The sequence below is a fragment of the Saccharothrix sp. AJ9571 genome (assembly GCF_021725495.1).
GTDB classification, from domain to species: Bacteria; Actinomycetota; Actinomycetes; order Mycobacteriales; family Pseudonocardiaceae; genus Amycolatopsis; species Amycolatopsis magusensis.
The window spans coordinates 4,773,610-4,787,651 of sequence record NZ_CP091382.1 but is presented as its reverse complement, the minus strand read 5'-3'; the positions used below and the strand labels follow the sequence as shown (position 1 = coordinate 4,787,651).

Annotated in this window: 9 protein-coding genes; 3 read left to right on the top strand and 6 right to left on the bottom strand. The window is 70.2% G+C overall.

The genetic code is table 11. The features are described from left to right. Positions 1–5 precede the first annotated feature (5 nt). Both L3Q67_RS22060 and L3Q67_RS22055 read left to right on the top strand, forming a co-directional pair. Positions 6–575, top strand: a complete 570-nt coding sequence (locus L3Q67_RS22060; protein WP_499191264.1) for a DinB family protein — start codon at positions 6–8, stop codon at positions 573–575. Between the two features lie 257 nt (positions 576–832). Next, positions 833–2,164 (top strand): WS/DGAT/MGAT family O-acyltransferase, encoded by a 1,332-nt coding sequence (locus L3Q67_RS22055; RefSeq protein ID WP_499191263.1) that lies wholly within the window; start codon positions 833–835, stop codon positions 2,162–2,164. Positions 2,165–2,380: 216 nt separating this feature from the next. Here the strand turns inward: L3Q67_RS22055 and L3Q67_RS22050 are convergent, their stop codons facing one another. The 4 genes from L3Q67_RS22050 to L3Q67_RS22035 all read right to left on the bottom strand — a co-directional run bounded on the left by L3Q67_RS22050 (position 2,381) and on the right by L3Q67_RS22035 (position 6,483). After that, complete coding sequence (locus tag L3Q67_RS22050; protein WP_499191262.1) at positions 2,381–3,799, bottom strand: 3-deoxy-7-phosphoheptulonate synthase class II; 1,419 nt, start codon at positions 3,797–3,799, stop codon at positions 2,381–2,383. A gap of 68 nt (positions 3,800–3,867) precedes the next feature. Then, positions 3,868–4,755, bottom strand: coding sequence for a trypsin-like serine peptidase (locus L3Q67_RS22045; RefSeq protein ID WP_499191261.1), 888 nt, complete (start codon positions 4,753–4,755; stop codon positions 3,868–3,870). A gap of 180 nt (positions 4,756–4,935) precedes the next feature. Then, positions 4,936–5,484: a hypothetical protein gene (locus tag L3Q67_RS22040; protein ID WP_499191260.1), complete on the bottom strand. Its 549-nt coding sequence runs from the start codon at positions 5,482–5,484 to the stop codon at positions 4,936–4,938. Between the two features lie 132 nt (positions 5,485–5,616). After that, positions 5,617–6,483 (bottom strand): LysR family transcriptional regulator, encoded by an 867-nt coding sequence (locus L3Q67_RS22035; RefSeq protein ID WP_499191259.1) that lies wholly within the window; start codon positions 6,481–6,483, stop codon positions 5,617–5,619. Between the two features lie 70 nt (positions 6,484–6,553). Between L3Q67_RS22035 and L3Q67_RS22030 the strand changes: the two genes are divergently transcribed. Beyond that, positions 6,554–7,606, top strand: a complete 1,053-nt coding sequence (locus L3Q67_RS22030) for an SDR family oxidoreductase (RefSeq protein WP_499191258.1) — start codon at positions 6,554–6,556, stop codon at positions 7,604–7,606. Positions 7,607–7,697: 91 nt separating this feature from the next. Here L3Q67_RS22030 and L3Q67_RS22025 read toward each other — a convergent pair whose 3' ends face one another. Both L3Q67_RS22025 and gltB read right to left on the bottom strand, forming a co-directional pair. Further along, positions 7,698–9,206, bottom strand: a complete 1,509-nt coding sequence (locus L3Q67_RS22025) for a glutamate synthase subunit beta (protein ID WP_499191257.1) — start codon at positions 9,204–9,206, stop codon at positions 7,698–7,700. 65 nt (positions 9,207–9,271) lie between these two features. Continuing rightward, the gene (gltB, locus tag L3Q67_RS22020) at positions 9,272–13,840 is read right to left on the bottom strand and encodes a glutamate synthase family protein (RefSeq protein WP_499191256.1); all 4,569 of its coding nucleotides are present in this window, start codon (positions 13,838–13,840) and stop codon (positions 9,272–9,274) included. Positions 13,841–14,042 lie beyond the last annotated feature (202 nt).

Sequence of the window (14,042 nt, the reverse complement as noted above, 5' to 3'; positions counted from 1 at the left end):
TCATGATGCCGACGCCACCCCGCGCCCTGACCGGCGGGGTCGCCCTGCTGGAGCGCGCGGTCAGCTACACACTGGGCAACCTCATGCTGGTCACCGACGAGTCGATGGCGAACCCCACGCCCTGCCGTGACTGGGACCTGCGTGCGCTGCTGGCGCACCTGGACGACGCGCTCACCGCGCTGGCCGAAGCCGCCGAGTTCGGCCGCGTGAGCCTGGAGCCCGCGGCACCGGTGCCGGGCGACCCGGCCGCGGCCGTGCGGGCCAGGGCGGGCGAACTGCTCGGTGCCTGGACGGGTGAGCCGCGCGACCTGGTCTCGATGGGCGGGACGCCGATGACCACCGGCCTCATCGCCGGCGCCGGCGCGCTGGAGGTGGCGGTGCACGGCTGGGACGTGGCGCGGGCCTGCGGCCACGACCGTCCACTCCCACCGGCACTGGCCGGGGAAATGCTCGAGCTTTCCGCGCTGTTCATCACCGGCGCCGACCGTCCCGAGCGATTCGCCGCACCGATCGAAGTAACCGGACGCGCCACCTCCGGTGACCGGTTGCTCGCATTTCTCGGCCGGAGAGCTTAAGCACACTCACCTGGGCTAGTCAGCCGAGATTAGTTATCTGGCAACGGTTTCCTCCCGTTTAGGGCAAAAGGCGGCTGCATTCGGCCGGGCATCGGCGAAAACTCTACGGCGAGGAAGAAACGAGGAGATCGATTTACCGCCGTCCGGGTGAACGAGAGGATGCGTTATCCCCGTGGAAACACCCCGACCATTCACCTGACACGTCCTGCTGGTGAACTGGCAGCTCGAATCCACTTCTGTTCAGGGAGGTCCGATCGATGCTCGACGGCCGGCTCAGCGGACTCGACGTGGCGTTTCTCTGCCTGGAGGGCGAACGGACCCCGATGCACATGGGGGCGGTGGTCACCTTCGAGCCCGGCGGGCCGGTGGACACCGAGCGCCTGACCCTGCTGCTGGCCGCGCGTGCGGCGCGGATTCCCCAGCTGCGCAAGCACATCCGGCACACGCTGCTGCCGCCGGGCGGCGCGGTCTGGGTGGACGACCCCGGTTTCGACCCGGCGCGGCACCTCGGCGTGCACCACGTTTCCTCGCTGTACGAACCGGATCCACTCGCCGCCTTCGCTTCACTGTGGATCGCCGAACCGCTCGACATGAGCCGTCCGCTGTGGGACCTGCGCCTGGTGACCGGGCTGCCCGGCGGCCGGTTCGCGGTGTTGCTCAAACTGCACCACGCGCTCGCCGACGGCGCGGGCGCCTTCACCATCGGCTCGGGCCTGCTCGATGAGCTGCCCGGTGCGCGTGCGGTACGCGCGACCAGCCCCAAGCCGGTCGGAGCCAAGCCCGCGCGCGGGGCGCTGAGCCTGCTGAAGGACGGCGTCTCGACCGTCTTCACGCAGGCCGCGGAAGGCGCGTCGATCGCCTCCTCGATGCTGCGGGCCGCGCGCCCGTACCCGGCCTCACCGATCTCCGCGCCGGACGCGGACGAGCGCAGCCTCGGCTTCGTGCGGCTGGACCTCGCCGACCTGCGCCGGGTACGCAGGGCCCACGGCGGCACCACGAACGACGTGCTGCTCGCCATCGTCGCCGGGGCGCTGCGTGACTGGCTGATCAACCGGGGCCACCGCGCCGACGACCGCACGCTGCGGGCGCTGATCCCGGTGAGCGTGCGTGCCCGGCACCAGGGCAGCACCGACGGCAACCAGCTCTCGGGCTACCTGTGCGACCTGCCGATCGGCCTGACCGACCCGGTGGCCCGCCTGCGCGCGGTGCGCCGGTCGATGAGCCACGCCAAGGCGCAGGGCACCGCCACCGGCCCCGGCGCGTTCGGCGTCCTGGCCAACCGGCTGCCCGCGCCGGTGCACCGCCTGGCCACCAGGGCGGCGGGACGGGCGGCCCCCCTGCTGTTCGACACGGTGGTCACCAACGTGCCGATGCCGGGCGGCCCGCTCACCCTGGACGGCGCGCGGCTGCGGGAGATCTACCCGCTGGTCCCGCTGCCGCCGCACCAGGCACTGGGCATCGCGATCTCCGTCTACCGCGACTCGGTGCACATCGGCCTGCAGGCCAACGGCGAAGCCGTCGCCGACCTGGGCTCCCTGCGAGACGCCTTCGCCAAGTCCACCGCCACCCTCGCCGACACCTGCGCCTGAGGCTCACCGAAGTGCCAGGCGTGCCTCCTCGGGGCGGAGCCACATCCGTGTCACCCGGGACCCCAGTTCGGGGGCGGCGAGTGTGGGGCTCGGCCCGCCGCGAGGTGGCGCCGATTCCTGGACCGCGCCGCGTCAGGCCGCCCAGCGGCATGGCGTGGCGTGGTCCAGGAATCGGCTCAGAGGCGACCTCGCCGCCGCGCCGGAGGCGCGGCCACGTTACGAGCGGAGCATTTCGGCTACCAGGAAGGCCAGTTCCAGCGACTGCTGGGTGTTCAGGCGCGGGTCGCAGGCGGTTTCGTAGCGGCCTGCCAGGTCGATGTCGGAGATGTCCTGGGCGCCGCCGAGGCATTCGGTGACGTCTTCGCCGGTCAGCTCGATGTGGATGCCGCCGGGGTAGCTGCCGAGCTTGCGGTGCACCTCGAAGAAGCCCTGCACCTCGTCCACGATCCGGTCGAAGTGCCGGGTCTTGTAGCCGGTGGACGACTCGTGGGTGTTGCCGTGCATCGGGTCGCACTGCCAGATGACCTTGTGCCCGGAAGCTTCGACCTTCTCCACGATGGCGGGCAGCACCTCGCGCACCTTGCCGTTGCCCATGCGCGCGATCAGCGTGAGCCTGCCCGGCTCGTTGCGCGGGTCGAGCCGGCGCACGTACTCCACCGCCTGCTCGGGCGTGGTGGTCGGGCCGATCTTGAGCCCGATCGGGTTGTGCAGCAGCTCGGCGAAGGCGATGTGCGCGCCGTCCAGCTGCCGCGTGCGCTCGCCGATCCACAGGAAGTGCGAGGACAGGTTGTACAGCTTGGGGTTGTCCGCGTCGGCGTTGTCGAGGCGCAGCAGCGCCCGCTCGTAGTCCAGCAGCAGGGCTTCGTGGCTGGCGAAGATCTCGGTGGTGTGCAGCGAGGTGTCGGTGACCCCGCACGCTGACATGAACCGCAGGCCGCGGTCGATCTCGCTGGCCAGTGCCTCGTACCGCTCACCGGCCGGCGAGAGGCGCACGAAGTCCCGGTTCCAGTCGTGCAGCTGGCCCAGGTCGGCCATCCCGGCCGCGGTCAGCGCGCGCACCAGGTTCATCGCCGCGCCCGCGTTGGCGTAGGCGCGGATCATCCGGCCGGGGTCGGGCACCCGCAGCTCGGGCTTGGCGATCAGCGAGTTGACGATGTCACCGCGGTAGACCGGCAGGCCGAGCGAGTCGGTGGAGGCCGAGCGCGGCTTGGCGTACTGACCGGCGATCCGGCCCACCTTGACCACCGGCAGGCTGGCGCCGTAGGTCAGCACCACGGCCATCTGCAGCAGCGTGCGCAGGTTCGCGCGGATGTGCGGTTCGGTGTTGGACTCGAAGGTCTCCGCGCAGTCACCGCCCTGGAGCAGGAACGCCTCGCCGTTGGCCACCATGGCCAGGCGCTGGTGCAGCCGGTCGATCTCCGCGGGCACAGTGATCGGCGGCACGCTTTCCAGCACCGCGCGAACGCGGCCGGTGAGCGCCTGGTCCGGCCAGTCGGGCTGCTGGGCCGCGGGCCGGGACAGCGCCTCGTCGAGGCGGGCCCGCAACTCGGGCGGCAGCGGCGGGAGTTCAGGGAGCGTGTCTACGGGAACGTCCACTGTCCAGTTCACGGGACAAGAATATGCCGTGACACCCATCTCCCGGTCAGCGGGACGGAACTCCCAGGGAATGAACACCCACGGTCAGTTCATCCCTCACCCCGCGCTCATGCGGACTGCGCTTGCGCGTAGAGCGCCTGGGCCTCCGCGCCGAAGTACGGGCCGAACATGTAGCCGGGCAGGAAGACGTAGCCGAAGCTGTTCACCGAAGCCTGCACCCCGCGCCCGGTCTGCTCGTCGAACTGCAGGAACCACGGCCCGCCGCTGGACCCGCCGGTCATGCCGCAGGCCATCCCGTGGTCCTGGGTGAGCAGGAAGTCGGTGAAGGTGCTCCCGCTGCAGTGGATGAGCGTGGTGCCGTCGTACGGATCCGCGGCGGGGTAGCCGAAGGTGTACATGTTCTGGTTGCGCGGCTGGTTGAACGCGATGCCCTGCGAGCCGACCACGTCGGTCAGGGACTGCCCGTTCACCTGAGCCACGACCGCCGCGCCGACGTCGTAGTTGATGTCCTCACCGGCTTCCCACTGCGGGGTGGTCAGCGTGGTCGTCGCGGGCCATTCGCCGTAGGGCGCGTTCCCGTCGTCGTAGGCGGGCACGAAGATCCAGTTGGTGTGGAAGGCACCCTGGTACTTCACGCAGTGCCCGGCGGTGATCACCGTGCTCTTGTTCTCGCTGGTCACCGCGTCACCGCTGCACGAGGCGTTCTGGCCGCCCATGGTGAAGAACACGCGGCCCGCGGTGCGCACCACGTCGCCGCCGCCGGTCCAGGGCGCGCCCGTGGTCGGGAACGCGGCCGGGACGACCTCCGGCACGCCCGCGAGCACCTCGCCCGCCACCGCCTCCGGCGCGGTGACCAGCCGTTCGACCGGCACCGCCGAGCGCATCTTCTCCGGGGTCCAGTAGTCGGCGGCGGTCTGGGCCTGTCCCGTCGCGGGGGCGCTCAGCAGGGCGCCGAGGGTCAAGCCGATCGCGGTCAGTAAGGATGCTCGCCTCATCGCGCCCACCTGTTCGTCCGCAGGAATGTGATTCACCACCGAACGAATTGACGGTAATCAGCTGACTACACTGCGGCAATCGGCCGTTCGCCCGATTCCCCGCCGAAGTCGTGGGCCGAATGCCGGAAACGGCGGGCGGTGACCCTCGCACCGCCCGCCGCGTTCAGCGCCGGGAAAGGATCAGCACCCGCCACAGTTGTAGAAGGTGACGTCCCAGTGGTTCGACTCGAGGTAGTAGATGTTGCCCGAGCCAGCCTTCCACTTGTTGCCGCCGATGGAGCTGAAGTTGCCCTTGATGTAGTTGGTCAGGCAGCTGCTCAGCGAGAAGTCGAGCTTGTAGCCGTTCCAGTGGCTGTAGGTGCCGCTGGCGTGCCCGGTCTCGGTGCCGCCGGTGACGTTCAGCCCGCAGCCCGAGGCCGACTTCAGCGTCTGCGCCCCCTGGATGGTGGCCAGGTTGACCTGGTCGAACGAGGTGCAGTTCGGCCGGTTGCGGTCGCTGCAGCCCCCGCTGGACGACCAGGAGATGTTCGACGAGCTGAGCCGCGAGGTCGCCTGGCTGTGGGTCAGCTTGGTGACCAGCGCACCCACCTCGGGGACCGCGCCGGCGCCGGGCTGGTCGAAGACCGGGTCGGCACCGGCCACCTCGGCCGTGGCCATGCCGGAGCCCGCCAGCACGCCCAGTGACGCGATCGCGCCCGCCACGAGCGATCGCACCAGGAATTTGCGCATTCTTCCTCCAGTGAACGGTTTCGAGACAGCAATCGAATTGATCAATTGCCGCCGCAGGGTCGAACCGGACGCCGAGCGTAATAATCTCCGACGGGAAGGTACAGACCAAAGGTGGAAATTTTCTCAAACCGACTAGAGTTCCGCCTCGGCGAGCAGGTCGGCGAAAGCCGCGGAAACCGGGTCCGGGGTGCCGCGCGTGTAGACCGCCAGTTCCCGGCGCACCGGCGGATCGAGCCGCAGCACCCGGCCCTCGAACCCGGCGGGCAGCAGGTTCGACGGCACCAGCGCGGGCCCGAGCCCGGCGGCGGCGAGCAGCGGCGCCACCGCGGTCTGGGCGCGGATCGCGGCACGGGGCCGGAACCCGGCTGCCGCGCAGGCCTGGTCGAGCACCTCGGCGAGCCCGTTCTCCGGTGCGTAGTGCACCCAGCCGCGCTCGGCGAAGTCCGCCAGCCGGGTGGTCGTGCCCGGCGTCGCGGGGTCGTCCGCGGCGAGGACCAGCACGAAGTCCTCCTCCCCCAGCGTGCGCACCGGCCCCTCCCAGTCCGGCGGCCGGGGCCCGACGGCCAGATCGGCCTGCCCGGCCAGCATCGCCTCGCGGAGTTCGCCGGTGTGCCGGTGCTCGAACAGCGTGATCGCCACGCCCGGGTGCCTGCGGCTCCACTCGCGCAATACCGGCGGCAGCACGCCGAGGCTCACCGAGTACACCGTCGCCACGCGCAGGTCGGCCGCCTCCAGCCCGGCGGCCTGCCGGGCAGCGCAGACGGCCCGTTCCGCGTCGGCGAGCGCGGCCCTGGCGTGCGGCAGCATGGCGCGACCCATCGCGGTCAGCCGGACCGCGCGCGGCAACCGTTCCAGCAGGGCACCACCCGCGTCCTGCTCCAGCGCACGGATCTGGTGGGACAGCGCGGGCTGGGTGACGTGCAGCCGCTCGGCGGCACGGGTGAACGAACCCTCGTCCACCACGGCGGCCAGGTACTCGAAGCGGCGCAGCGTGCTCATGAGCAGATTTTATCGCTCCGATGAGAAACAAGACTTGGACTTATGCACGAAAGCCGTCGAACATCGAGGTATGAGCAAGAAGGTCGCCCTCGTGGTGGGCGCGCACGGAGTCATCGGCAGCAACCTGGTGGAGCACCTCGCCGCACTCGGCGACTGGACGGTGATCGGCCTGTCCCGGCGTGGTGGTGAACCGTCCCCGAACGTCCGGCACGTCGCCGTGGACCTGCTCGACGCCGACGACTGCCGCGCCGAACTCGGTGCGCTCACCGAGGTGACGCACGTGTTCTTCGCGGCCTACCAGGACCGGCCGACCTGGGCGGAACTCGTGCCGCCGAACCTGGCGATGCTGGTCAACGTGGTCGACGCGATCGAGCCGGTGGCCACCGGGTTGCGCCACGTCAGCCTGATGCAGGGGTACAAGGTCTACGGCGCCCACCTCGGGCCGTTCAAGACCCCCGCCCGCGAGGACGACGCCGGGCACATGCCACCGGAGTTCAATGTGGACCAGCAGGAGTTCCTGGAACGACGCCAGGAAGGGAAAACCTGGACCTGGTCGGCGCTCCGGCCGGCGGTGGTCGGTGGCACGGCGCTGGGCAACCCGATGAACCTGGCCGTCTCGATCGCGGTGTACGCGACCATTTCGAAGGAACTCGGCCTGCCGCTGCGGTTCCCCGGGAAACCCGGCGCCTACGGCAAACTGCTGGAGATGACCGACGCCGGACTGCTCGCGCGGGCCACCGTCTGGGCGGCCACCGACGAGCGGTGCGCGAACCAGGCGTTCAACATCACCAACGGGGATCTGTTCCGCTGGAACGACCTCTGGCCCAAGATCGCGGACTACTTCGGCCTGGCGGTCGCTCCCCCGCTGCCGATGTCACTGGACGTGGTGATGGCGGACAAGGAGCCGCTGTGGGACCGGATCGTGGCCCGGCACAACCTCGAACCCACGCCGTACCAGCAGGTTTCGGCGTGGCCGTTCGTGGATTTCGTGCTGTCGTGGGACTACGACATGTTCGCCGACGGCACCAAGGCCCGCCGCTTCGGTTTCCACGAATTCGTCGACACCGAGGAGATGATGTGGCGCCTGTTCGACGACCTGCGCAAGCGCCGCATCATCCCATGACCCGGCTGCGACGGCTGCCCAAACGCTATGAATGGGGCATTACTTGCATTGAACGCAAGTAATGCCCCACTCATAGCAATCAGCCGTAGCGTCAGACGACGGCCAGCGGCAACGCGGTGGGGTGCACCGGAGCGGGCAGGTCCGACGCCCCGGTGAGGTAGGCGTCCACGGCGTTCGCCACCGAGCGGCCTTCCGCGATCGCCCACACCACCAGCGAAGCACCGCGGTGCGCGTCACCGCAGACGAACACGCCCGGTGCCGAGGTCTGCCAGTCCGCCCCGCAGGACAGCGTGCCGCGCCGGGTCAGCGAAAGGCCGAGCCCGTCGAGCAGCGACATGTGCTCGACGCCCTCGAAGCCGATCGCCAGCAGCACCAGGTCCGCGGGCAGCTCCTCGACCTCGTCGCTGATCGGCACCACCTCGCGCCGCCCGGTCGCCGGGTCCTTGGTCACCTTCACCTGCTGGAGTTCGACCGCGCGCACGGTGCCGTTCTCGTCGCCGACGAACCGCTTCACCGCCACGGCGAACTTCCGCTCGCCCGACTCCTCGTGCGCGGGGTAGGTGCGCAGGATGTACGGCCAGGTCGGCCACGGCGACCGGTCGTCGTCCCTTGTGGACGGTGGCATCGGGTACTGGTCCAGCTGGGTCACCGAAAGCGCGCCCTGCCGGGTCGCGGTGCCGTAGCTGTCGGCCCCGGTGTCGCCACCGCCGATGATCACCACGTGCTTGCCGGCGGCGTCCACCTCCGGCGGCCCGTCGCCCTCGACGAACTTGTTGGCGGGCACCAGGTGCTCCATCGCCAGGTGCACCCCCGCCAGCTCCCGGCCCGGGGTCACCCGGTCGTCGCGGCCGCGCAGCGCGCCGACCGCGAGCACCACGGCGTCGAAGCGCTCGTTCAGCTCGTCCACGGTCAGGTCCACACCGACCTCGCAGCCGGTGACGAACTTCGTGCCCTCCTTGCGGAGTTGCGCGAGCCGCCGGTCCAGGACCTTCTTCTCCATCTTGAACTCGGGGATGCCGTACCGCAGCAGCCCACCAAGCCGGTCGTCCCGCTCGAACACGGTGACCTCGTGCCCGGCACGCGTCAGCTGCTGCGCGGCGGCGAGCCCGGCCGGGCCGGACCCGACCACGGCCACCCGCTGCCCCGACGACACCGCGGACACCTGGGGCTGCACGTAACCGGCTTCCCAGGACTGGTCGGCGATGGTCTGCTCGATCCGCTTGATCGTCACCGGGCCGCCGGACACCGGCGAAATCGAGAGCACACAACCGGCTTCGCACGGCGCCGGGCACAGCTTCCCGGTGAACTCGGGAAAGTTGTTGGTCGCGTGCAGGCGATCGCTGGCCGCTGCCCAGTCACCGCGGCGCACCAGGTCGTTCCACTCCGGGATCAGGTTGCCCAGCGGGCAGCCCGCGGTACCGGAGTGGCAGAACGGGATGCCGCAGTCCATGCAGCGCGTGGCCTGCGTGCGCACCTGCTCGTTGCGCTCGGCCGGGGAAATGGCCTCGTAGACCTCGGCCCAGTCACCCAGCCGCTCGTCGACCGGACGCTTCTTCGCCTCGGCCCGCTGGTACTTGAGAAAACCGTTGGGGTCAGCCACGAGCGGCCTCCTTGTCCTGCGGGACACCCGCACCCGGTCGGCACTCGTGGTGTGCTTCGCCATCGTCAGCCACGAGCGGCCTCCATGATCGCCTCGTCGACATCGCGTCCAGCGGCCTTAGCCGCCTTGGCCGCGTCCAGCACCCGCTTGTAGTCCCGTGGCATCACCTTGGTGAACGCGGCCGAGCGGCGGGTCCAGTCGCCCAGCAGGGACGCGGCCACCAGCGACCGGGTGAGGTCGTAGTGCCGCTGCACGGTTTCCTTGAGCCAGGCCAGGTCTTCCCCGACCGGCGCGCTCAGCTCCACCATCGCCTCGTTGACCTGACCGCGCTCGAGGTCGAGCACGTAGGCCACGCCGCCGGACATACCGGCCGCCAGGTTCCGCCCGGTCGGGCCGAGTACCACCGCGCGCCCGCCGGTCATGTACTCGAAGGCGTGGTCACCGACGCCCTCGGACACCACCAGCGCGCCGGAGTTCCGCACGCAGAACCGTTCCCCGACCTGGCCACGCAGGAAGATCTCCCCGCTGGTGGCGCCGTAGCCGATGGTGTTGCCCGCGATCACCTGGCGCTCGGCGGCGAACTTCGCCGACGGATCGGGGCGCACCACGATGCGCCCGCCGGACAGGCCCTTGCCCACGTAGTCGTTCGCGTCACCGACCATGTCGAGCGTGATGCCCGCGGGCAGGAAGGCGCCGAGCGACTGCCCCGCCGACCCGGTCAGCGTCACGTGGATGGTGTCGTCCGGCAGGCCCTGGCCGCCGTAGCGCCGGGTGATCTCCGAGCCGAGCAGCGTGCCCACGGTCCGGTTCACGTTGCGCACCGGCAGTTCCAGGCGCACCGGGTGCGCGTCCTCCAGCGCCGCCTCGGCGAGCTGGATCAGCGTGCGGTCCAGGGCGAACTGCAGCCCGTGGTCCTGGTCGCGCACCTTGCGCTTGGCGCCGCCGTACGGGGTGTGCGACGGCATCTCGAACACCGGACCGAGGTCGAGCCCCTGGGCCTTCCAGTGCTCGAGCGCCTCGTTGGTCTCCAGTACGTCGGTCCGCCCGATCGCCTCGTCGAGGGTGCGGAAACCCAGCTCCGCCAGCGTTTCCCGCACTTCCTGAGCGACGAAGCGGAAGTAGTTCACCACGTGCTCGGCCTGGCCGGTGTAGCGCTCGCGCAGCTCGGGGTTCTGCGTGGCGACGCCCACCGGGCAGGTGTCGAGGTGGCACACGCGCATCATCACGCACCCGGCCACCACCAGCGGCGCGGTGGCGAAGCCGTACTCCTCGGCCCCGAGCAGCGCGGCGACCACCACGTCACGGCCGGTCTTCAGCGCGCCGTCCACCTGCACGGTGATCCGGTCGCGCAAACCGTTGAGCAGCAAGGTCTGCTGCGTCTCGGCGAGGCCGACCTCCCACGGCGTGCCCGCGTGCTTGAGCGAGTTCATCGGCGAGGCGCCGGTGCCGCCGTCGTGCCCGGAGATCAGCACCACGTCGGCGTGGGCCTTCGACACCCCGGCCGCGACCGTGCCGACCCCCAGCGAGCTGACCAGCTTCACGTGGATGCGGGCCTGCTCGTTGGCGTTCTTCAGGTCGTGGATCAGCTGCGCGAGGTCTTCGATGGAGTAGATGTCGTGGTGCGGTGGCGGGGAGATCAGCCCGACGCCCGGCGTGGAGTGCCGGGTGCGCGCGATCCACGGGTACACCTTGTTCGGCGGCAGCTGGCCGCCCTCGCCGGGCTTGGCGCCCTGCGCCATCTTGATCTGGATGTCGTCCGCGTTGACCAGGTACTCGCTCGTCACGCCGAACCGTCCACTCGCGACCTGCTTGATCGCGCTGCGGCGTTCGGGGTCGTAGAGCCGCTCCGGGTCCTCGCCGCCCTCACCGGTGTTCGACCGGCCGCCGATCCGGTTCATCGCGATGGCCAGCGTCTGGTGCGCCTCCATCGAGATCGAGCCGTACGACATGGCCCCGGTGTTGAACCGCTTGCAGATCGACTCGACCGACTCGACCTCGTCGATCGGCACCGGCGGCCGTCCACCGGTCTGGAAGGCGAACATGCCCCGCAGCGCCCCGCCTTCGCGGTTGAGGCGCTCGACCTCGGCGGTGTACTGGCGGTACACGTCCTCGCGCCCGGTCTTGCTGGCGTGCTGCAGCAGGAACACCGTCTCCGGGGTGAACAGGTGCAGTTCGCCCTCGCGGCGGTAGGCGTACTCGCCACCGGTGTCCAGGCGGCGGTGCACCCGGTCGGTCGGGTTGTCCGGGTAGGCGCGGCGGTGGCGCATGGCCACCTCCTCGGCGAGCACGTCCAGGCCGACGCCACCGAGCTTCGAGCTGGTGCCGGTGAAGTACTCGTCGAGCAGGTCCTGCGCCAGGCCGAAGGATTCGAAGACCTGGGCCGCGGTGTAGGCGCCCACGGTGGAGATGCCCATCTTGGACATGATCTTCAGGACGCCCTTGACCAGCGCCTGCACGTAGTTGCGGATGGCCTTGGCCGGTTCGATGCCGGTGATCGCGCCCTGGCCGATCAGGTCCTCGATGGTCTCGAAGGCCAGGTACGGGTTCACCGCGGCGGCACCGTAACCGAGCAGCAGCGCGACGTGGTGCACCTCGCGCGCGTCCCCGCTCTCCACCACCAGCGCCACGCGCAGGCGTTCCTTGGTGCGCACCAGGTGGTGGTGCACCGCGGAAACCAGGAGCAGCGAAGGGATCGGCGCCATGCGGTGGTCGGAGTCGCGGTCGGAGAGCACCAGTGTGCGCGCCCCGGCGGCGATCGCCTCGGAGGCCTCGCGGCGCACCCGCTCGACCGCCTCGGCCAGCGCCGCCGCTCCACCGTCCACTTCGTACAGTCCGGAGAGGACGGTGCAGGCGAACCCGGGCAGGTCGCCGTCGTCGTTGATGTGGATGAGCTTGGCCAGCTCGTCGTTGTCGATGACCGGGTAGGGCAGCTGCACGTGACGGCAGGAGGCCGGGCCGGGTTCGAGCAGGTTCTGCTCCGGGCCCATGATCCGCGCCATCGAGGTGACCAGCTCCTCGCGGATGGCGTCCAGCGGCGGATTGGTCACCTGCGCGAAGTTCTGCTTGAAGTAGTCGTAGAGCAGCCGCGAGCGCTGGGACAGCACGGCGGGCGGGGTGTCGGTGCCCATCGAGCCGATCGGCTCGGCGCCGTTGATGCCCATCGGGGTGAGCAGGATCTTCAGCTCTTCCTCGGTGTAGCCGAAGGAGAGCTGGCGCCGCAGCACCGAATCGTGGCTCTGCACGATGTGGTCGCGGTCGGGCAGGTCGGCGATCTGCAGCAGCCCGGCGTGCAGCCAGTCCTCGTAGGGCAGCTGCGCGGCGAGCTCGGTCTTGACCTCGCGGTCGTCGACGATCCGGCCTGCCGCGGTGTCCACCAGGAACATCCGGCCCGGCTTCAGCCTGCCCTTGGCCACCACCTGATCCGGCGGCACGTCCAGCACGCCGGCCTCGCTGGCCAGCACCACGCGGTCGTCGGCGGTGCGCCACCAGCGCGCCGGGCGCAGGCCGTTGCGGTCGAGCACCGCGCCGACCAGGGTGCCGTCGGTGAAGGTGACGCAGGCCGGGCCGTCCCACGGCTCCATCAGGCTGGCGTGGAACTGGTAGAACGCACGGCGCTGGGCGTCCATCGTGGTGTGGTTCTCCCACGCCTCCGGGATCATCATCAGCACCGCGTGCGGCAGGCTGCGCCCGCCGAGGTGCAGCAGCTCCAGCACCTCGTCGAAGGAGGCGGAGTCCGAGGCGTCGGCCGAGCAGATCGGGTACAGCCTGCTCAGGTCGCCGGGCAGCAGGTCCGACTCCAGCAGCGCTTCCCTGGCGCGCATGCGGTTGCGGTTGCCGCGGATGGTGTTGATCTCACCGTTGTGGGCGACGAACCGGAACGGGTGCGCCAGCGGCCACGACGGGAACGTGTTGGTGGAGAACCGGCTGTGCACCACGGCGATCGCACTGGCCAGGCGCTCGTCGGTGAGGTCGCTGAAGAAGGCGGGCAGCTGCTCGGTGGTCAGCATTCCCTTGTAGACCAGCGTGCGCGCGGACAGCGACGGGAAGTAGGTGCCGCAGCCGGCCACCTCGGTCTCGTGCTCGGCGCGCTTGCGCAGGCAGAAGGCGAGCCGGTCGAGCTCGACGCCGCTGGGCGTGTGCCCGTCGGTGGCCGGCTTGCCCGCCACCAGCAGCATGGCGAAGTGCGGCATGACCGACCGTGCGGTCGGGCCGACCTCGGCGGTGTCCGGGGTGATCGGCACGTCGCGCCAGCCCAGCACCACCAGGCTTTCCTCGTCGGCGACGCGCTCGATCAGCTCGACCGCCTTGGCCCGGCGGTCCTCTTCGACCGGCAGGAAGGCGATGCCCGCGGCGTAGGAATGGCCGTGCTCCCCGGGGTCGGGCAGCTCGAAGTCCACTTCGGCCCGGAGCAGCTCGTCGGGGAGCTGCAGCAGGATGCCCGCGCCGTCCCCGCTGGTCGGCTCGGCGCCCGCGGCACCACGGTGCTCCAGGTTCGCCAGTGCGGTCAGGCCGTCGGTGACGATGCCGTGCGAGCGGCGGCCGCGGATGTCGGCCACCATGGCGACCCCGCAGGAGTCCTGCTCGGTGGTGGGGTCGTACAGACCACTGGGACCGGGATTGGCGGAGAAGATCATCAAGGGACCTCCCTCGTCGTTTCGTGCTCAGTTCGGGAAAAATCCCTGGTTAACGCTGCGCACGGGACGACGATGGCCCGCTCGTTGACGCGACCTTAACATCCCGGAAACGCCGGGGCACCCGTCGAAGGCGTGTTTCCGGTCATTCGACCGTAACGATCCGATCGGCCCGAACGACATCGTTCTTGATGGGATGAGATTA

What these genes read in the sequence shown, in the direction of transcription:
- L3Q67_RS22060 (WP_499191264.1), top strand. Translation starts at nt 6, where the DNA reads ATGCCGACGCCACCCCGCGCCCTGACCGGCGGGGTCGCCCTGCTGGAG.
- L3Q67_RS22055 (WP_499191263.1), top strand. Translation starts at nt 833, where the DNA reads ATGCTCGACGGCCGGCTCAGCGGACTCGACGTGGCGTTTCTCTGCCTG.
- L3Q67_RS22050 (WP_499191262.1), bottom strand. Translation starts at nt 3,799, where the DNA reads ATGGGTGTCACGGCATATTCTTGTCCCGTGAACTGGACAGTGGACGTT.
- L3Q67_RS22045 (WP_499191261.1), bottom strand. Translation starts at nt 4,755, where the DNA reads ATGAGGCGAGCATCCTTACTGACCGCGATCGGCTTGACCCTCGGCGCC.
- L3Q67_RS22040 (WP_499191260.1), bottom strand. Translation starts at nt 5,484, where the DNA reads ATGCGCAAATTCCTGGTGCGATCGCTCGTGGCGGGCGCGATCGCGTCA.
- L3Q67_RS22035 (WP_499191259.1), bottom strand. Translation starts at nt 6,483, where the DNA reads ATGAGCACGCTGCGCCGCTTCGAGTACCTGGCCGCCGTGGTGGACGAG.
- L3Q67_RS22030 (WP_499191258.1), top strand. Translation starts at nt 6,554, where the DNA reads ATGAGCAAGAAGGTCGCCCTCGTGGTGGGCGCGCACGGAGTCATCGGC.
- gltB (WP_499191256.1), bottom strand. Translation starts at nt 13,840, where the DNA reads ATGATCTTCTCCGCCAATCCCGGTCCCAGTGGTCTGTACGACCCCACC.